Below are 19,416 nucleotides of genomic sequence, written 5' to 3'. Positions count from 1 at the left end.
ACAGGCGAACCGGGGCTGCTGGTCCGGGTGGGCGTTGCGCGAGCTCGCCGCCGGATCCGCTGTCTCATCGCGGGGCGACGGTTCGCCGCGCGCGCCCGCCGGTTCGCGCCGGGGACCGCGCAGCTCTGAGGGAGTCTCGACCGGCTCCGGCCCCCTCTCCGCGACCTCAGGAATATCTCACTTGAAGGTCCCCAGGCGATGGGCTGCCCCTCGGGCTCGGGTGCGCGTGGCGCCTTCTCGGTCGCCCGGCGCAACGGGACATTCGGGACCTATCCTCTGCCGTTCAGGGCTTTGACTCCGGAGGCCCGAGAGCATATAATATGGCCGAACTAGCAGCATTGCCGACAAACGAGCGGGAATAGCTCAGTTGGTAGAGCATCTGCTTCCCAAGCAGAGGGTCGCGGGTTCGAGTCCCGTTTCCCGCTCCAGACCAAGCAGGACAAGGGTTTCAGCAACCCAGCCACACGAAAAGCCCCCCAAGGGACCGATGTACGCCTCCAAAGCAGACCGCAAGGCATTTCCCTTGCAGCAGTTCAGCACATGCTCCCCGCGAACGGCGACCGGGTGCGTAGGAGCCATCCGGCGGTGATCTGGGCGCCGTGGCCCTCTGTGGGCTCAGAGATGCCACCCCCTGAGGACAGCTGGTAGCAATGTGGCGTTACCTCGCGTACCGAGTCACCGGAATGGGACCGATTATCCTGGGCGTCACTCTCATCGTGTTTATCGTCGGGCGGCTCGCACCAGGGGATCCCGTGCAGATCCTGTTCGGCGATATCAGCAATCCTGTCGCTGAAGCGCGAGCGCGCGCACAGCTCGGATTGGATAAGCCGCTGCCCCTCCAGTATCTGCGCTTTCTCGTCCACGTTGCGCGCTTCGATCTCGGGACCTCCTACGCCTACCCGGGGATTCGCGTGGGCACCGTTGTCCGGCAGGCGCTTCCCGTAAGTCTGGTACTTGGGATCCTCGCATTGGCCGTCGCCGTGCTCTTAGGGGTGCCGCTCGGCACGCTCGCCGCACTGCATCCACGCTCCGGGATCGATCAAGCCGTACGATTCTTCACACTTCTCGGCATTGCCGTGCCGTTCTTCGTGGTCGCCGTGGGCCTTGTCTTGCTCTTCTCCCTGCGCCTACGGTGGTTCCCCGTGTCCGGCTGGGGCCATCCCGCGCATGTAGTGCTACCCGTTGTGGTGCTGATGCTTCGGCCGATGGCTTATATCACCAGAATCACGCGCCTCGCGGTCCTCCAGACCCTCGGGCAGGACTACATTCGCACCGCACGGGCAAAGGGCCTTACCCCGTGGACCATCACCTCCCGCCACGCCCTGCGCAACGCATCTATCACCATCATCACCACGGTCGGGCTCGCGCTCAGTCTGGCCTTCACCGGCGCGTTCGTCACCGAGGTGATCTTTGGGATCCCTGGAATGGGGCGTGCGACCGTCACCGCGATCCTTCAGCGTGACTATCCCGTGATCCAGGCGGTGGTCATGCTGTACACTGCGATGTTCTTGCTCCTCAATCTCTTGACCGATGTCGCGTACGCGGTGCTGGACCCGAGGGTGCGATACGAGTGATGAGATGACCGCGCTCTTTCGTGATCGACCTACCGTCCTCGCGGCGGGCACCGTCTTGGCGCTCGTCTGTACCTGTGTACTCCTGCCGTACGCCACGCGATCCGCGTACGATGTGCAGGACTTGTCCCAGTTGTTCCACGGCCCGAGCCGAACCCACTGGCTCGGCACGGATCAATTCGGCCGCGATGTTGCGACGCGACTGGCATACGGAGGGCGCATCTCTTTCCTGATCAGCGGCACTGCCGTCGTCGTGCACACCGCGACCGGCGTGACCGCGGGAACGCTGGCGGGTTTTTATGGAGGGCGGGTCGACGCCGGGCTGATGCGCGTGACGGACATCTTTCTGGCGTTCCCCGACTTGCTGTTCCTGATCCTCATTACCGGATTGCTCGGACCGAGCATTCTGAATATTATCATCGCCCTCTCCGTGGTCGGGTGGGCGGGCATGGCACGTCAGGTACGTGCGGAAGTACTCACGCTTCGGGAGCAGGAGTTTGTCACGGCCGCCCGGGCGCTCGGTGCGCCGCAGCGTCGCATCATGGTACGTCACGTGCTCACAAATATCATGACCGTGGCGCTCGTCCGGGCGTCGCTTGACATCGGACCCGTCATCCTTGCGGAGGCGACCCTCTCCTTTCTTGGGATTGGTGTGCAACCCCCGATGCCGTCTTGGGGGGTGATGATCGCGGAGGGTCTGCCCTACCTGAGGACGTACCCGTACCTAACGGTCGTCCCAAGTCTTGTCCTGTGCGCAGCCATTCTCTCGCTCACATTCGTGGGAGAGGGCGTGGCCCAGATGTTTGATCCACGGTGGCGGACGGTAGTGCAGGCTAACGGGCGCGGGCGGCGACGCCCTCCCACACCGCGGGCATCACCTCGTTCAACAACAGCGGCATCTGGGTGCGGTAGTTGAGAGCGCCTAGCCGGACGGCGATCCTTCGGCAACCGGCCTCCCAATACCGCAGGATGCCCTCCGCCACGGCGGCGGGCGGCCCGAAGATCAGCCGTTCGAAGCTGCGCGGTCCGTACGTATCCGGCCAGTATCGGCGGACGTAGTCCTCCGCTTCCTGTCGCGCCTTGACGGGATCCGGCTGGATGTTGACCAGGCTCCCACAGCCGATCGAGAACGTGGAAAGATCCTTCCCCTCCGCAGCCGCGAGCGCTTCGAGCCGCGAGCGAAGCACCCCGAACTGGGTGGGCGTCAGTCCGGTAGGATGCCAGCCGTCCGCATGCCGCAGGGCGCGCAGCAACATCCGGTCCACGACCTCCGTGGGCCCGTCCGGATCCGGCGCGTTGGCGAGGTAGATCGGCAGGTGACGCTGCACCGGTTTGGGTTGGACGGTGACATCTTCGAAGCGGTGAAACCGTCCCCCGAAACTGACACGGTCCTCCTCCCAGAGTCGCCGGACCACCTTGATCGCCTCCAGAAGCCGGGGCACGCGTTCCCGCTTCGACATGTGGTACGGCCGCATCTCTCGGTCATCTCCCCCGCCGATGCAGACGCAGAGCTCCATCCGGCCCCCGCTGATCACGTCGAGGCTTGCCCACTGAATGGCAAACAAGATCGGGTCGCGCAAGATGAAACTGGACAGGCATCCCACGTTCAACCGAAGCCGCCGCGTTCGGGCGGCAAGTGCACCCAACAACGCGACGACTTCGACCCGCGGCTTCTCCAGGAGATTGTCCCCGATGCTGACGGCGCCGAACGACCCCGATGTGTCGGCGGCCTCGGCGGCGTCCAGTAGCTGTCCCACGGTCAAGAACCCCAGCAGTACTCCCCGATTGGGCAGGCTCAGCGTGAAGTCGGTTGCCTCACCCATCTGAGGGATCGGTCAGTGCACGATCTCGGCCGTCTGCAGATTCTCGATGAACCCCAGGCCATACGGGGTGATCAACATGTTACGGACGTACGGCTTCCGGAGAATCGCTTCGTGGACGTAGTAGATCGGTGCCACGCCTACGTCATCCAAGATCAAATAGCGCTCGGCGTCACCCATATGCCGCAACATGCCGGCGCGTGTCCGTTGGTGGCTGGCCGTACTAATCAACTTATCGTACGCGGGGTTCGCGTAGCCGGTGAAATAGTCAAACGGCGCCTTGGATCCGAAGAGCGCGTACAGATAATCGCTGGGATCCGCATAGTCGGCCGTCCACCCCGTAACCGCAGAGAAGGCCGTTCGCGTGTGCATCTCGCTCCGCCACTTCGCAATATCGTACACTTGCACACGCGCATCGATGTTCAGGTTCTGGTGGATCAAAGCCGCGAGGACCTGGGCCGCCTGCAGGGGACCGTACCCCCGGGGGTTCGGCCCCAGGAGCAGCGGCGGGAGCCCCTGGCCTTTCGCATAGCCGGCTTCGGCCAGGAGCGCGCGCGCCCGCGCTGGGTCATACGGGATCGCCGACAGCGCTTGATAGCCCGGGAGCTGCGGCGGCAATATCCCGGTGGCCGGCGTGAACAGTCCGGCAAAGACCGCACTGACCAGCGCGGGCCGGTTGAGCGCGTACACGATCGCCTTTCTGACTCGAATGTCCTTGAACGGAGGATACGCGAGCGGATTTAACGCGAGAAAGACGGTCGCGGCCCGACTGTAGACTATGAGTTCATGACCGAGCTTCGGATCGTTCTTCAGTCGTGTGTAGTCGGTGCCCGGCACCTGCACCAGGTCGATCTCACCCGCCTCGTACTTCTCGACCCCCACGGTGGGGTCGGGGACGATCTCGAACGTCAGGTGCTGAATCTTCGGCGCGCCCCCGAAGTACCCGGGGTTGGCATCAAGGACTATCCGGTTGCGCAACGACCACTCGGTGACGCGGTAGGGTCCGGTCCCGTTCGAGTGGGTTGTGCCCCAGTTCTGCCCGCCCTGCTCGACCGAGGCCCGGGAGACGATCCCCGTCGCGACGTTCGCCAGCCGTGCCAGGATATCTCCTTGAGTGGGATCAACCGAAATCTCGAGTTCATTCGGACCAACAACGCGTACGCCGATGAGTCCGGGCGCGCGTCCCGCTTGTTCATCCACGTAACCTACGATGGGGGTCAATAGCAGATCGGCGTTCGGCGAGTTCAGCTTTGGGCTCGCGAGCCGGTCGAGCGTGTACTTGACATCGGTCGCGGTCACTGATTGACCACTCTGGAAACGCAAGCCATCCCGCAGCACAAACCGGAAGGTCATGCCGTCCGGGGACACCGTCCAGCTCTTTGCGGCGAGCGCTGTGATCTCGCCTCGACCATTGACATCCACCAACGGGCTGTACACGTCGTGAAGGATCGCGGTGCCGGTAGGATCGTCGGTCAACGCAGGGTCCAGTGAGACCGGATCGGCCTGCACCGCCACCCTAAGTGTCGCCCCGGTTTGTGCGTCGGCCGTGTATGTCGCGGCGCAGGTCCCAAGGGTCAACAGCACGATCGCGGTCCATGTTGTGTAACGCACAGTCAGCGCCTCCTTGGTCGTCCTGATCGATCGCGCGAGGTTCGAGCAACGTCCCTTGGTTGCCGGAGTCATGACCCTCTATATGGAATGCCTGGTCGCGCGGGCGCGACCTGGACCGTTCGCAACAGTTCCGCAGCGGTGACGAGATCGTCGACAATCGCCTCGGCGATCGCCACCCCCTTCACCGAGGTCGCAAGCGTTGCATCTCCATAAACGCCTGTCGCGGAGTGCCCCGGCCCAAGATCCCGGTGGTACATTGGCGGCACAAACAGTCCCCGGGCATCCGGCCGATCGGGAATCTCTCGCGGCGCCCTGTCGCGCCGCACCACCGCCGGAGCAATCGCCATCAGCAGCGAGGTCTCATGCTCGTCGGCGTGACTGCCCTTGGGCTGGCTGAGCAGACCCGAGGTGCGGTGAGCGCCAAGATCCCCGATGCGCGTCACGCCCACGACAATGCGGTGGAACCGATCCAAATCGCGTGCGACGATCTCCAGCACGGGATATGTCGATACCCCCGTGTTGAGCACAAAAAAGCGGCGCGGGCCGTGCCGGTGGACGGAGAGGATCAGCTCTTTCATCATCGCCTCGAACGTATCAGCCTCGAGGTGTGTACTCCCGGGAAAAGGCGAGAAGTGTGGGAAGTATCCGTACGTCACGGTGGGCATCGCGAGGACGGGGAGCCGCGTTACCAACTGCCGCGTACAGTACTCCGCGATGATCCGATCGGTGCCGAGGGGAAGATGGGGGCCGTGTTCCTTGGCTGCGGCACCCACGGGAATCACCACGAGCGGATCGGCCCCCAGGATTGGCTCGGCTTCTTCCCAGGTCAGCTCCTCAAGGTACAAGCCGTACGGTACCTGAGGTCGCCCGCGCCACTGAGCGGCACTTCGCACCTCGACGCCATCAGGCGCCATTGACACCGCTTCGTTCGTCTGAGATCAGCCGCACTTTCGCTCCCTGTTGAGTAATCTGTGCACGCATTAGATCGCTGGCATTCCGCGCGGATGCGTTGAAATCCTGCGCTCAAACCGCTTTGGATCGAGGCTCCATGATACCCTGGTGCGCCGGGCGTTACAGAAACGATGAGAACTTGCCCGGTTCAGCCGGAGCCCGGTAAGTCTTATCCCTGCTTCAATTCCGAACCGAGACCGAACCCAATCCGACCTCACCAACCGGGCCCTTCTCCCCAGGATCCATCGAGTCGGGGAGAACGGTAGATAGCGTCCCACTCGACTTCGAGGAAATTAAACCGCTCTGCATCAGCGCAGGTGCTCTGGGAAACCCGTCGCTCATATCGACCTCCGAGAGGAACGAGTTCCGGTGTCCCGGCATCGCGCCTGACATTCGGACGCACCACGACGTCCATTGAGCTCATTGTCCCCCAGGCTGTCATATCTCGAAGGGTGATTTTCCGATACGGTGACACATTCCCCCCCAAAAACCCCTAGGGCGTCCGTCGCCCGGCGACACCCATCCCCGGATCCTCGGGGCCCGTTTGCGCCTCGATCAGGCGCCCTCTCTCAGTCGGTAACCAACCCCCGGCTCGGTTTGGATGAATCGAGGTCGCGCCGGGTCCGGCTCAAGCTTCCGGCGGAGGTTGCTGACGTTCACTTGAAGGAGATGGGCGCCTTGCTCATAACCGGCTCCCCAGACCTGGTGCAGTAATTGACGGTGAGTCACCACCTTCCCGGCCTGTGTGATCAGCGCTTTCAGGAGGTCGTACTCGGTTGGTGTGAGGGTCACCTCGCGTCCGCCGACGGTGACTTGCCGCCGGGTCAGGTCAACCACAAGATCACCCGCGGTGAAAACCGGCTCCTGGGCCGGCCGCGTGGCGTGCCGTATCGCGACCCGAATCCGGGCCATGAGCTCACCGACCCCAAACGGCTTGGTCAAGTAATCGTCGGCTCCGGCATCGAGCGCATCGACCTTTGCGTCTTCCTGATCACGGACCGAGAGGACGATGATCGGTGTCCGGGTCCACTCCCGGAGCCGTTTCGCGACCGCGACCCCGTCTATGTCCGGGAGGCCGAGATCGAGGATGATCACGTCGGGGCGGTTCGCCGCCGCCGCTGCCAGCGCCGCCTCCCCGTTTTCTGCCTCGAAAACGTTGTGGCCGTGCGCGGTGAGGGATACGCGGAGGAACCGACGGATCGCCTGCTCATCGTCGACGACCAGCACCCGCAGCCCCGATTCGGACATCGTGCTAGCGCGCAGCCGGAGCGGCGGCCAGTGCCGTTGGCGCGGCAAACGTCACGGAGGTCCCGCCCCCTTCCCGATGCTCCGCCCAAATACGCCCACCGTGCAACTCCGCGATCCCCCGGCAGATCGAGAGACCCAGGCCAACCCCGCCTGCGTCCCCGGGCCGACGGATCCGGTAGAACTTGTCGAAGATTCGCTCCATCTCTCCTGGGGGGATACCGGGTCCTCGATCGGCGATCTGAAGCCGAAGCTCGGATCCAGCCATGCGGGCGCGGATCTCGATCGGCGACCCCGCCGGCGAGTACTTCAACGCGTTGTCCAGGATGTTGGCCAGCGCCCGGGTGACGAGCGCGAAGTCCATGGGCACGGCGGGGAGGTCCGGGGCCGTCTCAATCGTGACCTCGCGCCCACGGAGGGCGTCCCCGAACTGACCCACGACCGTGCCGATCAGTTCTTGGATGTCGGTCGGGGCGAGGCGCAGCTTGAGTGCTCCGGCTTCCAGCCGGGTCATCTCCAAGAGGTTGCCCACCAACTGGTTCATCTGCGTAGCCTGCTCCCTCGCGGTCTCGAGCAGCTCGCACCGTTGAGCATCGTCCAGAACCGTCCCTGGGTCGGTCAGGCTGCTCAGGGCCCCGGTGATCGAGGCCAAGGGGGTGCGCAGATCGTGCGAGATCGAGTCGAGCAGCGCCGCTTGCAGCCGCTCCGTCTCGCGCATCACCTCAACGCGTTTTGCCACATCGGCGAGCTGGGTGCGCTCGATGGCCAGGGCCGCTTGATTGGCGAAGGCCTCCGAGAGCTGGCGCTGCTCGGGAGTCAAGGGTTCCGTGATCGTCGGGGGGCGCACGCCCAGCACCCCGAGCACGGCCTGCGCGGTTTTCAAAGGAAGATAGCGGGCCGACGCGGCCGGCAGCGTATCGGTCCCATAGCCTGCGGCTTCGCCGTGTTCGTACACCCATGTGGCAACGGCGAGCTCGTTCTGGTCCAGAGGAAAGCCGGGTGCCTGATAGATCGGCCGCAGCCGTCCCTCCACCACCAGCAACACCGCGACTTCTCGGCTGAAGGTGGCCGCCATGTGCCTGGCGACCGCCGCGGCGATCGCCTCGACGCCGCTTGTCGCCGCCAGGTCTCCGCTCAAGGCGAAGAGCGCGGCCGTGTACGCTTCCCGCCGCCGGGCGGCCTGCGCCTGCTCCCGAGCCCGACCGGCGAGCGAGCTGATGACGACGCCCACCACCAGGAGCCCGGCAAAGGTCAGGAGATATTGTGTGTCGGACACCGCGAACGAGAAGTACGGTGGGACAAAGAAGAAATCGAACGACACAACGCCGAGCGCTGCGCCGAGGATCGCCGGGCCCCGTCCCCACTCCAAGGCGATGATCACCACGGCGAGCAGGTACGGCATCGTCAGGTTCGTTGGGTCGAGGCGTGTCTGGATCAGCGCGCTGCCCGCGGTGACCAGCCCGATGATGCCGGCGCTGTACAAGTAGTGCGCGCGCGGGTGCGACTGGACGCGCCGCTCGGCGCGGAAGTGCCGGAGCCGCTCCGCCGGGCCTCGGATCACGTACACGTCGGCGGCGCCGCTGGCCCGGATGATGCGGTCCACGACGGCTCCCCGCACCAGCTCTGCCCACCACGGCCGGCGCGACGCACCGACAATAATCTTGGTGATGTTGTGGGTGCGCGCGTACCGGATCACCTCTTCGGCGACGCCCGTGCCGGGCAGCGTGACCACGACCGCGCCCAACTCTTCCGCCAACCGGAGCAGGCGGGCCAGCCGGTCCCGCTCGTCGTCGGTGTACCGACTATCCTCGCCGGTTTCCACATGCACAGCGATCCACTCGGCGTCCAACCCGGTGGCCAGACGCCGGCCGGTCCTCACCAGCCGCTCCCCAACCGGGCTGGGATCGAGGCAGACCAGGACCCGCTCCCCCGCCGGCCACGGTCCCGGGATCGCGTGCGCACCCATATAAGTCCGCATCTGGTGATCTACGCGACCGGCGACGTAGCGCAGCGCGATTTCCCGAAGGGCGTTGAGGTTGCCCGGCCGGAAGAACTTCTCGATCGCCCGGCTCGCCTGCTCGGGCAGGTACACCTTCCCCTCGTGGAGACGCACGATGAGTTCGTCCGGCGAGAGGTCTACGAGCTCGATCTCGTCGGCCTCTTCCAAGACTCGGTCCGGCACGGTCTCCTGCACGGTCACGCCGGTGATCTGCGCCACGATATCGTTGAGGCTTTGGACGTGCTGAATGTTGAGGGTGGTGTAGACGTCGATCCCCGCCGCGAGGAGTTCGTCAACGTCCTGGCAACGTTTGGTATGCCGGGACCCTGGCGCGTTCGTGTGCGCGAGCTCATCGACCAGGGCCAACTGGGGGTGTTGGTTGAGGGCGAGGTCGAGATCCAACTCCTCAATGGTGACCCCGCGGTACTCCACTCGCCGCCGCGGGATCAGCGGCAGTCCCGTGAGTAGAGCCTCGGTCTCCTGCCGGCCATGGGTTTCGACGTAGGCGATGAACACAGCCCGCCCTTGAGCCTGCTGCTCCTGAGCGGCCTCGAGCATGGCATACGTCTTCCCCACGCCCGCGGCGGCGCCGAGGAAGATCCTTAGTTTCCCCCTCCGCTTCCGCCGCTCCTCGGCCGTCGCCGCTTCGAGAAGCGCCTCGGGGCGCGGTCGATCAGATTCGACGTCCATCCGGCTGGGGGATCACCACCTCGCTTGGTTCTGATTATCACTTACTGTAGCACGGGCGCGCGAACCTGTGCGGGTTGCTGGAACCCCTCCCCACTCGCCCCACTCAGGGGGTGCGATCGAGGTCTCGATTCAATGCAAGCACGTTTACGCGCGGTTCGCCGAGCACGCCGAACAGGCGACCCTCAGTATGCCGCTGCACGAGCTCCCGCACCGCGTCCACCGGCAACTTGCGCACCCTCGCGACGCGGGCCACTTGATAGAGGGCCGCGGCGGGAGTGATGTGCGGATCCAGCCCGCTGCCCGACGCCGTGACCAGGTCGACCGGGACCGGCGCGGTGTTTCCCGGATCGGCCGCCCGCAGGTCCGCCACGCGCTGCTTCACCGCATCGAGGAGCGCCTGATTGGTCGGCGCCAGATTCGAGCCGCTCGACGCGCTGGCGTTGTACGCTTGCGGGGACGTCGCCGACGGCCGGCCCCAGAAGTACTTCGGGTCGGCAAAGGGCTGGCCGATCAGCGTCGAACCGACAGTGCGGCCGTGCTCGACAATGAGGCTGCCGTTGGCCTGCCGGGGAAACAGTACCTGCGCCAGCCCGGTGATGACGAGCGGATAAACCAGGCCCAACAAGACAGTCAGTGCCAACGTCATCATGATCGCCGGGTACAGCTGCCTACGCATCCCCTTCACACTCCTCGTCAGGTGCCCGCCCACGGGCGACGCGCCGTCAGCACGCCTACTTCCATCTCCACGCCCTACCGCAAGCCCAACCCGATCAGAATGACGTCGATCAGCTTGATCCCGATGAACGGGGCGATCACCCCTCCGACGCCGTACACGAGCAGGTTGTCGCGCAGGATGCGCGCCGCCCCCGCGGGCCGATACTTCACGCCCCGCAGCGAGAGAGGGATCAGGGCAATGATGATCAGCGCATTGAAAATTACCGCCGATGAGATCGCGCTCTGCGGCGTCGCCAGGCGCATGAAGTTGAGGGCTCCCAGCACGGGATACGTCGAGGCAAACGCCGCAGGGATGATCGCGAAGTACTTGGCGACGTCATTGGCGATGCTGAACGTCGTGAGGGCGCCGCGGGTCATCAGGAGCTGCTTGCCGATCTCGACGATCTCGATGAGCTTGGTCGGGTTGCTCTCGAGATCAACCATGTTCGCGGCCTCGCGGGCGGGCTGCGTGCCGGTGTTCATCGCCACGGCCACGTCGGCCTGCGCCAGCGCCGGGGCGTCGTTCGTCCCGTCGCCCGTCATGGCCACAAGCCGCCCACCGGCCTGCTGCTCACGGATCAACTGCAGCTTGTCCTCCGGCTTGGCCTGCGCCAGGAAGTCGTCCACGCCCGCTTCGGCCGCAATCGCCGCGGCCGTCAGCGGGTTGTCGCCCGTGATCATCACGGTGCGGATGCCCATCTTCCGCAGCTGGAGGAATCGCTCCTTGATCCCGCCCTTCACGATGTCTTTGAGGTAAATGACCCCCAGAATCTCGCTGTTTCGCGAAACCACGAGGGGCGTCCCACCGGATCGGGCGATGCGGTCGACCACGGTGGTGAGCTCGGCCGGAACACTCCCCCCCAGGGCACGGACGTGCGTCACGATGGCGTCGGCGGCCCCTTTGCGAATGACCAGGCCGTCGAAGTCAACCCCGCTCATCCGCGTTTGCGCACTGAACGGCACGAACTTGGCGCCCTGCGGCGCCTCGGGCCCGGTGCCCACCGGACGTCCCCGCAGGCCGTACTTGTCCTTCGCCAGGACGACGATGCTGCGGCCCTCCGGGGTCTCGTCGGCGAGCGAGGCGAGCTGCGAGATCTCGGCCAGCTGGCGGTTGTCCGTGTTGGTGACGGGAATGAACTCCACCGCCTGCCGGTTGCCGAGCGTGATCGTGCCGGTCTTGTCCAGCAGCAGGACGTCCACGTCCCCCGCCGCCTCGACCGCGCGTCCGGAGAGCGCGATCACGTTGCGTTTGATCATGCGGTCCATCCCAGCGATGCCGATCGCGCTCAGCAGGCCCCCGATCGTGGTGGGGATGAGACAGACGAGGAGCGCCACGAGCACCGTGATCGTCACGGGGGTCCCTCGCCCGGCCACCCCGACGCTGAACACCGAGTACGGCAGCAGCGTCGCGCAGACGATCAAGAACAGAATCGTAAATCCCGCCAGCAGGATGTTGAGGGCGATCTCGTTGGGCGTTTTTTGGCGCCGGGCCCCTTCGATCAGCCGGATCATGCGATCGATGAACCCCTCGCCGGGATCCGCGGTCACGCGCACGATCAACCAGTCGGACAGGACACGCGTGCTTCCCGTAACCGCGCTCCGGTCGCCGCCGGATTCTCGGATCACCGGGGCGCTCTCGCCGGTCACCGCGCTCTCGTCCACGGACGCGATCCCCACGACGACCTCGCCGTCGGCCGGGATCATCTCCCCTGTTTCCACAAGCACGACATCGCCTTTCCGCAGTCCGGTCGACGAAACCATCTCGGCCTTGGCGCCGCGCTCGGGCCGCTGCAGGCGCCTCGCCGGCGTTTCGCGGCGCGCCCGGCGAAGCGCCTCGGCCTGCGCCTTCCCCCGTCCTTCGGCCAAGGCCTCCGCGAAGTTCGCGAAGACCACCGTGAACCACAACCACGCCGAGACACTGCCGATGAAGGGCGCGGGCGCTTCACCCCGTCCCCCCAACGCCTGGACGAATAGGACCGCGGTCAGGGTCGCCCCGATTTCCACGACGAACATGACCGGGTTTCGGACCTGCTGGCGCGGATCCAGCCGCAGGAACGCATCCCGGACCGCGATCCGCCAGATCATGGCGGTCTGGACCGGCTGTAGTGTCCCGTGCTGCATTTGTGCACTCATCTCCCTCTCCTCACTTGAAGACCGTGCCCGCCTGCAGCAGGAGGTGCTCGACGATCGGACCGAGCGCCAGCGCTGGCAGAAAGCTCAGGGCACCGATAATGATGGTCACCGCCACCAGCCACAAGACAAACTGTCCGGTGTGCGTCGGCAGGGTGCCCGGGCTTACCGGGATCTTCTTCTTCGCCCCCATCGAGCCGGCGATCGCCAGCGTCGGGATGATGATCCAGAAACGGGTAATGAGCATCACGACGCCGCCGACGAGATTGTAAAATGGCGTGTTCGCGTTCAATCCGGCAAACGCGCTGCCGTTGTTGTTCCCCATCGACGTGAACGCGTAGAGCACCTGGCTGAACCCGTGCGGCCCCGGGTTCGAGATCCCCGCCCGTCCCGCGGCGGTGGCGACACCGAGCGCCGTGAGCACCAGAACCACGGCCGGCATGATGAGCACGATCACTGTCGCCATCTTCATCTCGAAGGCTTCGATCTTCTTGCCGAGATACTCGGGGGTCCGTCCCACCATCAACCCGGCAACGAAAGCCGCGAGGATCGCCAGGACCAGCATCCCGTACAGCCCCGAGCCGACGCCGCCGAAGACCACCTCGCCGAGGTGCATCATGACAAGCGGCACCATCCCCGCGATCGGTGTGAACGAATCGTGCATCGCGTTGACCGAGCCGTTGGATGTGGCGGTGGTGGCGGTGGCCCACAACGCCGAGTCGACGATGCCGAAGCGCACCTCCTTGCCTTCCATGTTTCCACCGGGCTGCAGCGCACTCGAGGCTTGATCCACGCCGGCCGCCCTGAAGAGCGGGTTCCCGCCGAGCTCGAACCCTTCGGCCACCCCGAGGAGCGGGATGAAGATCAGCATCATCGCCGCGAACAACGCCCACCCCTGCCGGGTGTCGCCGATCATGACGCCAAACGTGTACGTCAGCGCCGCGGCGATCAGGGTGATTGCCAGCATCTCCAGAAAGTTCGAAAGAGGCGTCGGGTTTTCGAACGGCGTTGCCGAGTTTGTGTTGAAGAACCCGCCGCCGTTCGTGCCAAGTTGCTTGATGGCAATCTGCGAGGCCGCGGGGCCCACCGCGATCAACTGTTCGCTCACTTTGACCGTCTTGGTCGTGGGCTGGCCCTTCGCGTCCAGCACGGGCTTGCCTGCGGCATCAGTGATCGGCTGCTCGTATGAGGTCGGCTCCACCAGCGTCGCCGTCCTGTACGGCGACAGCGTTTGCACGACGCCCTGCGACACCAGCACCAACGCCAGCACAATCGAGAGCGGCAGGAGGATGTACAGGCTGCACCGGACGAGATCGACCCAGAAGTTGCCGAGCGCCTTCACCGACCCGCGAGCCAGGCCCCGAATCAAGGCCGCCAATACCGCTATCCCCCCCGCGGCGGACGTGAAGTTCTTGACGGTCAGCCCGGCCATCTGGGAAAGGTAGCTCAGCGTGCTCTCACCGCCGTAGGCCTGCCAGTTGGTGTTCGTCGTAAAGGAGGCCGCGGTGTTGAAGGATAGATCGTACGGCACCGCGCCAAACCCCTGCGGGTTCAGCGGGAGCACCGCCTGCAACCGCTGCAGCCCGTACAGGAGTAGCATGCCAACAACGCTGAACAGCAGCAATGCCAGCGAATACGTCTGCCAGGACATCTCCTCCGCGTGATTCACCCCGCAGACCCGGTACAGCAGGTGCTCCAAGGGGCGGAGCGCCCGATCGAAGACGGTCCGCTTGCCCTCCAGCACACGCGCCATGTAGCCGCCCAGCGGCTTGACCAACAAGGACAACACTACCAGGTACAGCACAATGCGAATGAGACCGTTCCCACTCATACGAACCACTCCGGCTTGAGCAAGGCCACGGCGAGATAGATGAACAGCACAACCGAGAGCGCGGTCGCGACTCCGACCATCGGGTTCACCGCCCCATTAACCGTGTGAGACCACCCACGAGCCCCAACGCAGACACAAATAACAGGAACGTCAACGCGATCATGGCAACATCCATCAACACCAACACCACCCCTCACAGCGATTGACGCGTGATCTCAGCGATCCGCCATTCACTATGCTCCAACATCGCCTCAAGAAGCGCACAAGAATTGGACGAGCATCCTCAAGATGCGGTCAAGGGTCTCCACTCGGATATGCCGACTCCGCGAGGACGACGCAGGAGACGCTTGGTGGCATCCTACGCCTTGCTCGATCGGCAATCCACCTGGGGCCGGAGAGAACATACTGAAGGCGAACGGGGGTTGACTCGTGAGGACACATCGTCAGGCGGTTGATCCGTTATGCCGTCATAATGACCCCCGCCATTGGTTTGGGGCAGCACGGGAATACCGTGATTCCGGCGATTGTGCCAAGGAGTGGCGCGGCTGGACCCGGCCGGCGATGATGGACCCTATCGAAAATTCACCGCCGGCCCGAGAAGGGGAAGTTCTAGCTTTGACGACAAAGCGCAACCTGTCTCGCCGGCCAACAACTTGAGAAAGGCGGTTCTGTTTTACTGGTTGGCTTGCATGAAAAGGGTCAAGGCCGCGCGACTCGCGGATCTTCCTACCGAAACATCAGTGTCTCTGTTCACCATTCTGCACCTTCCGAAAGAACAATCTCTTGACCTGGTGACCGCTTCTCTAACTTGCCTCTCCCGACACCATCGTGGCGGTCCGCCGCTCGATCCTGGAAACGGACGCTTTGTCCCCAGTCGCCGCTTTCGCCAGAATCCAGGTGTTGCGCTCAATATTGATGAGGGTTTCGAGGATTTCTGCGACACTCTTCACGACAATCCATGCTAATGCACCGGCCACGATCAATTCAACCCCCACCCACCTGGGGTCTTGCCCCTCGTATTCTGGAACAGAACCCGCGAACCACACATATATGCCCGCAAAGGCGAAGAACCCCCCGATGAACCACGCGACTACGCTGAGCATTTTGGCGACAAACGCCAAAGCTGGGCGCCGCTTCACGCTTCCCACCTCCATCACCCTGGAAATGCCAACTCGCTCGCGTTGTTGGCGCTCATGGCTTGGCACGAATGAGAGTGCATCCGAACTCTCTTTCTGTGAAGGCTTTGACGCCCGGGGTCATCTGGCATCGTCCTGCGACTCGCGGGGCTGCCGGTGACGCCGCCGCCCGCTCGACTTGGCCATCTTTCCACCACTCCCAACTCAGCGACAATAGTCGTTTCCTCAAATGTTCGCACACGATCCTCAGCGGCTAAGAGGGCACAGAACCGCATGAAGCGGGCAATGGGGGGAATGACATCAGGGTTCTCGGAGAGGACCCGATCTTGAACGGCACCATGGCCGCCCTTCCGTGGCTCCCAACGGGGTAGCGTTCCAGTCTCAATGAGGCGGCTCTGGCGAGGAATCCGCAACGGGCGCGGCGTCTCGGTGGCGCCGCGCAACCTCTCACGATCTCTGGAGGCCGCGGGCAGGCCGCAACCGGACACCCCACCCAGTAACCGCGCGAGAAAGGACCAAGGAATCGCGGTGAGGGCGCCGCATCGAACGATGGGGCAAAGCGAGGATGGATGTGCAGGTTCAGCAGAACGTGGCTGCAAGACGAGGTCACCTCCCACAAGTCTCGGACCCAGTGAGAATGCCCTCGACTGGCTCACCGTGGGCGGCTGGGCTGTGTTGGAGTCGGCAGCCCGCCCTCCTCGTCTTCCAGCCGTATTCCCAGGCTCGAGAGCCTCGTGTGCCGTGCTCTCGGAACCTCGCTTTGATGTGTGTATGGTGCCCATTTTCGGGCTTCCTTAGACGCATAACGTGGAACGCTGCGTACAAAATGGGGATGTCGGGCTGCACTTTCGCCGGGCGTTAGTTGCACACGGCTTGCCTGTCGTTAAGCAGGCGCGTTCAGGAGGGAAAGGGCAAAGATCGTGGGAAGTTCGCCAAGGGCAGCGGAGACGCCGATGGATTCACTCGCCCCAGGGGGGGGCACCTGTCACGGCCATCGGCGGTGTTCCTTAGGGACACAAAGTTCGCCGTGATCTCTCTGGAAGTCGAGTGTCAAACCGCAGACGGTCTGACAGAATCCGTCCCTTCCAACGGTGGAGCCATTTTCTTCGACGGAGCCATCTGAATTTCGAAGAGTCTAGTTAACAAAAAAATTGGGCATACACGAAGCTTGACTGTAGGGGGAGGCTCGGAGATAATCCAACGTCTCTGGGTCACCCTTCGGTGGCGGGAGGGATACCCTCACCCGAGATGGTGGCTGGGAGGCGGGGCAGCAGGCGGGTCAACGACCAGGCTGCCCCGCATACCAGCCGCATAGTTGATGCGCATCGCCCCGGTCCAGTAGCGGTGTCCCTTCCAGGACAGAAGGTCACGCGACGCCGCCTGATCCCCCCGACACATCCCTCAACTTACGGTCGAGTACAAAGATAATGATACTTTCGCCGGTTTTTGTGCTCAGATCGGAGTGCATGCTGACGACGTTCGCCTCAGTCAGTTGCCGGAAGACTTCTTCCAAGGACGGCCTGAGATCTTCAATCAATCGCGTCCGCGCGTCCTTGATCACCTTCCGGCTTTCAGGAGATTGCGCTTGGGCGTATTCCACGGGGGTCAAGACGTTGTGCAAGCGGAGGATGATCATATCATCCATCACATACGTTCGGTATCCCTCGGGGCCACGCCCAATCCGCTCCTTAAGATATCGAATCATGGCGTGGACGACCTCTTCTGTTACCTGCCGCCCTCTACCCGATGTTGTGTCCATCGCCTCTTCCTCCTTGAAGGGCTGGAACAACCAGTCAGAGGACGAAGAAGTCGCACGGATCAGGAGCAAAGGAGGTGCCTAAAAAGTCTAATCACGCCCAGCGTAGTATTCTAGATAACCGAGCGGAAATCCCCCCCTGGAAAACGTGCCAAAAATCGGACTCTTAGGAAGGGCGCGTACACTTGCCATCGGGGACGAGGGCATCAAGTGCGTCGGTGATCGGCCCGCTCGGCGCCCCGCAGGATCTCGGACCTTGATCTCATCGCGGTTTGCCTGGGAGGATCCGGATCGATCGCTGCGCAGGAGTAAAGCGAACCGCAGAGCCTCGCCCGGTTCGGTTCCACAGGTGCTTGTTCGAACCGCCCCGTGCTTGGCACCAAGACATCCAAAAGCTGTCCGCCACGACCGCCGGATCCACGATCTCCAGAGGGCAGGGCATGACCGTCGTTCCATACCCAAAATCAAGTCTCCGAAAGGTCGCTCCCTTCCGGATCCGAACACGGCACCCTGCGGCGGCGACCCCTGCGCCCTACGTCATGCCGGAACGACGGTCAGGGATCCACGGAGGGCACACCCACCGGAGTTAAACGTGGCTTGCGCGCCTCTGCCGCAACCCTCGTGAGCTGGTGGTAAGATCTAGTCATCTGAGGTAATCGAGGCTTACACGTAGGTCGCCAAGATTGGGATCTTCGTGTGGCAAGGAGGGGACCCGTGCAAAGGGAGATGCGGAGGCGCAAGCTGGGTCAATCCGGGCTGGAAGTTTCCCCGCTGTGCTTCGGGGGGAACGTTTTGGGGTGGACGGCGGACGAGCCGACATCCTTCAAAGTGCTCGACGCTTTCATCTCAGCCGGCATGAACTTCATCGACACCGCAGACGTCTACTCGAAGTGGGCTCCGGGAAATCAGGGGGGCGAGTCTGAAACCATCCTCGGCAGGTGGATGAAACAGCGCGGGAATCGGGACAAGGTCATCATTGCCACGAAAGTAGGCTCGGACATGGGCCCGCCGGGAAAGGGGTTGTCCCGCACCTACATTGCGCGCGCCGTGGACGCCTCATTGAAGCGGCTGCAGACTCATTACATCGACCTCTATCAATCCCACGTCGACGATCAGGAGACTCCATTGGAGGAGACCCTAGACGCCTATGCCCACCTAATCGCTCAGGGCAAAGTGAGAGCGATTGGGGCGTCGAACTACACGGCGGAGCGGCTGACGCAGGCACTGCAGGTCAGCAAGCAGCACGGATACCCCAGGTATGAAAGTCTGCAGCCGCTGTACAACCTCTACGATCGGGCCAATTACGAGGCGGCGCTCGAGCCGCTGTGTCAGACCGCGGGCGTGGGCGTGATCAGTTACTCCTCTTTGGGAAGCGGATTTCTGAGCGGGAAATACCGCACGGAGGAAGATACCTCAAAGAGCGTCCGCGGTCAGGGGGTGAAACGGCGGTACTATAACGATCGGGGATTCCGGATCCTGGGCGCTCTCGATGAGGTCGCGCGGAAGCACCGTTCGACCCCCGCTGCGGTCGGTCTGGCGTGGCTGTTGTCGCGTCCCGGCTTGACCGCGCCCATCGTCAGCGCGACAAGTGTCGAGCAGTTGAACGAACTGACGGCAGTGGTCCGGCTCGAACTCGATGCTGCATCGATTACACACCTGAACCAGGCGAGCACCTAGCGCGAGGGGATGCGGGTCGCCCGTGCCCATCGGGCCCGAAGGGACGGCTGGGCGCATCGGGACGGCGAGCAAAGCCGGAGCGCGGATCGTCAAGGACGCCGAGGAAAAATCGGGGGGGCGGATCCTCAGGGTACTTCGACGATCCTGAAGGCCATCCATAGGGAGGTGGCGTGGAATCCGGGATTCGTGCTGAGAAGCGAGGTGGTGTCCAGTTACCAGCCTCGCGTTCGCGGGCGTCAGACAGGTTCGAGGGACCAAACCCCCACGGGAGCTTGCCAAGATGGA

At 63.8% G+C, this 19,416-nt stretch carries 14 protein-coding genes and 1 tRNA gene; 4 read left to right on the top strand and 11 right to left on the bottom strand.

The genetic code is table 11. From position 1 onward, the window contains the following. Nucleotides 1-352: 352 nt before the first annotated feature. The 3 genes from VKV57_16185 to VKV57_16175 all read left to right on the top strand — a co-directional run bounded on the left by VKV57_16185 (nucleotide 353) and on the right by VKV57_16175 (nucleotide 2,487). Nucleotides 353-428 (top strand) — tRNA-Gly (locus VKV57_16185). Nucleotides 429-650: 222 nt separating this feature from the next. Further along, nucleotides 651-1,574 carry an ABC transporter permease gene (locus tag VKV57_16180; GenBank protein HLW61443.1) on the top strand — a complete coding sequence of 308 codons (924 nt, stop codon included), beginning with the start codon at nucleotides 651-653 and terminating at the stop codon, nucleotides 1,572-1,574. Nucleotides 1,575-1,578: 4 nt separating this feature from the next. Next, nucleotides 1,579-2,487 (top strand): ABC transporter permease, encoded by a 909-nt coding sequence (locus VKV57_16175; GenBank protein ID HLW61442.1) that lies wholly within the window; start codon nucleotides 1,579-1,581, stop codon nucleotides 2,485-2,487. On the opposite strand, the gene VKV57_16170 is transcribed toward VKV57_16175, so the two are convergent. The 11 genes from VKV57_16170 to VKV57_16120 all read right to left on the bottom strand — a co-directional run bounded on the left by VKV57_16170 (nucleotide 2,405) and on the right by VKV57_16120 (nucleotide 17,457). Next, complete coding sequence (locus VKV57_16170) at nucleotides 2,405-3,394, bottom strand: LLM class flavin-dependent oxidoreductase (protein HLW61441.1); 990 nt, start codon at nucleotides 3,392-3,394, stop codon at nucleotides 2,405-2,407. The genes VKV57_16175 and VKV57_16170 overlap by 83 nt on opposite strands. A 12-nt stretch (nucleotides 3,395-3,406) precedes the next feature. Then, nucleotides 3,407-5,002: an ABC transporter substrate-binding protein gene (locus VKV57_16165; protein HLW61440.1), complete on the bottom strand. Its 1,596-nt coding sequence runs from the start codon at nucleotides 5,000-5,002 to the stop codon at nucleotides 3,407-3,409. Nucleotides 5,003-5,070: 68 nt separating this feature from the next. Then, complete coding sequence (locus VKV57_16160) at nucleotides 5,071-5,916, bottom strand: creatininase family protein (protein ID HLW61439.1); 846 nt, start codon at nucleotides 5,914-5,916, stop codon at nucleotides 5,071-5,073. Between the two features lie 592 nt (nucleotides 5,917-6,508). Beyond that, nucleotides 6,509-7,201, bottom strand: coding sequence for a response regulator (locus tag VKV57_16155; protein HLW61438.1), 693 nt, complete (start codon nucleotides 7,199-7,201; stop codon nucleotides 6,509-6,511). Nucleotides 7,202-7,205: 4 nt separating this feature from the next. Then, complete coding sequence (locus VKV57_16150) at nucleotides 7,206-9,887, bottom strand: sensor histidine kinase KdpD (GenBank protein HLW61437.1); 2,682 nt, start codon at nucleotides 9,885-9,887, stop codon at nucleotides 7,206-7,208. A 103-nt stretch (nucleotides 9,888-9,990) separates the two neighbouring features. Continuing rightward, complete coding sequence (kdpC, locus tag VKV57_16145; protein ID HLW61436.1) at nucleotides 9,991-10,563, bottom strand: potassium-transporting ATPase subunit KdpC; 573 nt, start codon at nucleotides 10,561-10,563, stop codon at nucleotides 9,991-9,993. A gap of 74 nt (nucleotides 10,564-10,637) precedes the next feature. Beyond that, nucleotides 10,638-12,734 (bottom strand): potassium-transporting ATPase subunit KdpB, encoded by a 2,097-nt coding sequence (kdpB, locus tag VKV57_16140; protein ID HLW61435.1) that lies wholly within the window; start codon nucleotides 12,732-12,734, stop codon nucleotides 10,638-10,640. A gap of 10 nt (nucleotides 12,735-12,744) precedes the next feature. Next, nucleotides 12,745-14,562 carry a potassium-transporting ATPase subunit KdpA gene (gene kdpA / locus VKV57_16135; GenBank protein HLW61434.1) on the bottom strand — a complete coding sequence of 606 codons (1,818 nt, stop codon included), beginning with the start codon at nucleotides 14,560-14,562 and terminating at the stop codon, nucleotides 12,745-12,747. Next, entirely contained in the window at nucleotides 14,559-14,642 is an 84-nt protein-coding gene (kdpF, locus tag VKV57_16130; protein ID HLW61433.1) for a K(+)-transporting ATPase subunit F, read from the bottom strand. Before kdpF ends, kdpA begins: the two co-directional genes overlap by 4 nt. A 723-nt stretch (nucleotides 14,643-15,365) precedes the next feature. Beyond that, a complete protein-coding gene (locus VKV57_16125) occupies nucleotides 15,366-15,701 on the bottom strand; it encodes a hypothetical protein (GenBank protein HLW61432.1) in 336 nt (111 codons plus the stop codon). 1,363 nt (nucleotides 15,702-17,064) lie between these two features. Further along, a complete protein-coding gene (locus VKV57_16120; protein ID HLW61431.1) occupies nucleotides 17,065-17,457 on the bottom strand; it encodes a DUF2294 domain-containing protein in 393 nt (130 codons plus the stop codon). Nucleotides 17,458-18,180: 723 nt separating this feature from the next. On the opposite strand from VKV57_16120, the gene VKV57_16115 reads away from it, so the two are divergent. Continuing rightward, nucleotides 18,181-19,131 carry an aldo/keto reductase gene (locus VKV57_16115; GenBank protein HLW61430.1) on the top strand — a complete coding sequence of 317 codons (951 nt, stop codon included), beginning with the start codon at nucleotides 18,181-18,183 and terminating at the stop codon, nucleotides 19,129-19,131. The last annotated feature ends 285 nt before the right edge of the window (nucleotides 19,132-19,416 follow it).

The sequence above is a fragment of the bacterium genome (assembly GCA_035307765.1).
Classification (GTDB): Bacteria; Sysuimicrobiota; Sysuimicrobiia; order Sysuimicrobiales; family Segetimicrobiaceae; genus Segetimicrobium.
Note: the sequence above shows the minus strand (reverse complement) of the source record. Positions and strands in the feature narration are given on the sequence as shown.

Coding starts and splice junctions, on each gene's coding strand:
- VKV57_16180 (HLW61443.1), top strand. CDS start 651: ATGTGGCGTTACCTCGCGTACCGAGTCACCGGAATGGGACCGATTATC.
- VKV57_16175 (HLW61442.1), top strand. CDS start 1,579: ATGACCGCGCTCTTTCGTGATCGACCTACCGTCCTCGCGGCGGGCACC.
- VKV57_16170 (HLW61441.1), bottom strand. CDS start 3,394: ATGGGTGAGGCAACCGACTTCACGCTGAGCCTGCCCAATCGGGGAGTA.
- VKV57_16160 (HLW61439.1), bottom strand. CDS start 5,916: ATGGCGCCTGATGGCGTCGAGGTGCGAAGTGCCGCTCAGTGGCGCGGG.
- VKV57_16155 (HLW61438.1), bottom strand. CDS start 7,201: ATGTCCGAATCGGGGCTGCGGGTGCTGGTCGTCGACGATGAGCAGGCG.
- VKV57_16150 (HLW61437.1), bottom strand. CDS start 9,887: ATGGACGTCGAATCTGATCGACCGCGCCCCGAGGCGCTTCTCGAAGCG.
- kdpC (HLW61436.1), bottom strand. CDS start 10,563: ATGCGTAGGCAGCTGTACCCGGCGATCATGATGACGTTGGCACTGACT.
- kdpB (HLW61435.1), bottom strand. CDS start 12,734: ATGAGTGCACAAATGCAGCACGGGACACTACAGCCGGTCCAGACCGCC.
- kdpA (HLW61434.1), bottom strand. CDS start 14,562: ATGAGTGGGAACGGTCTCATTCGCATTGTGCTGTACCTGGTAGTGTTG.
- kdpF (HLW61433.1), bottom strand. CDS start 14,642: ATGGTCGGAGTCGCGACCGCGCTCTCGGTTGTGCTGTTCATCTATCTC.
- VKV57_16120 (HLW61431.1), bottom strand. CDS start 17,457: ATGGACACAACATCGGGTAGAGGGCGGCAGGTAACAGAAGAGGTCGTC.
- VKV57_16115 (HLW61430.1), top strand. CDS start 18,181: ATGCGGAGGCGCAAGCTGGGTCAATCCGGGCTGGAAGTTTCCCCGCTG.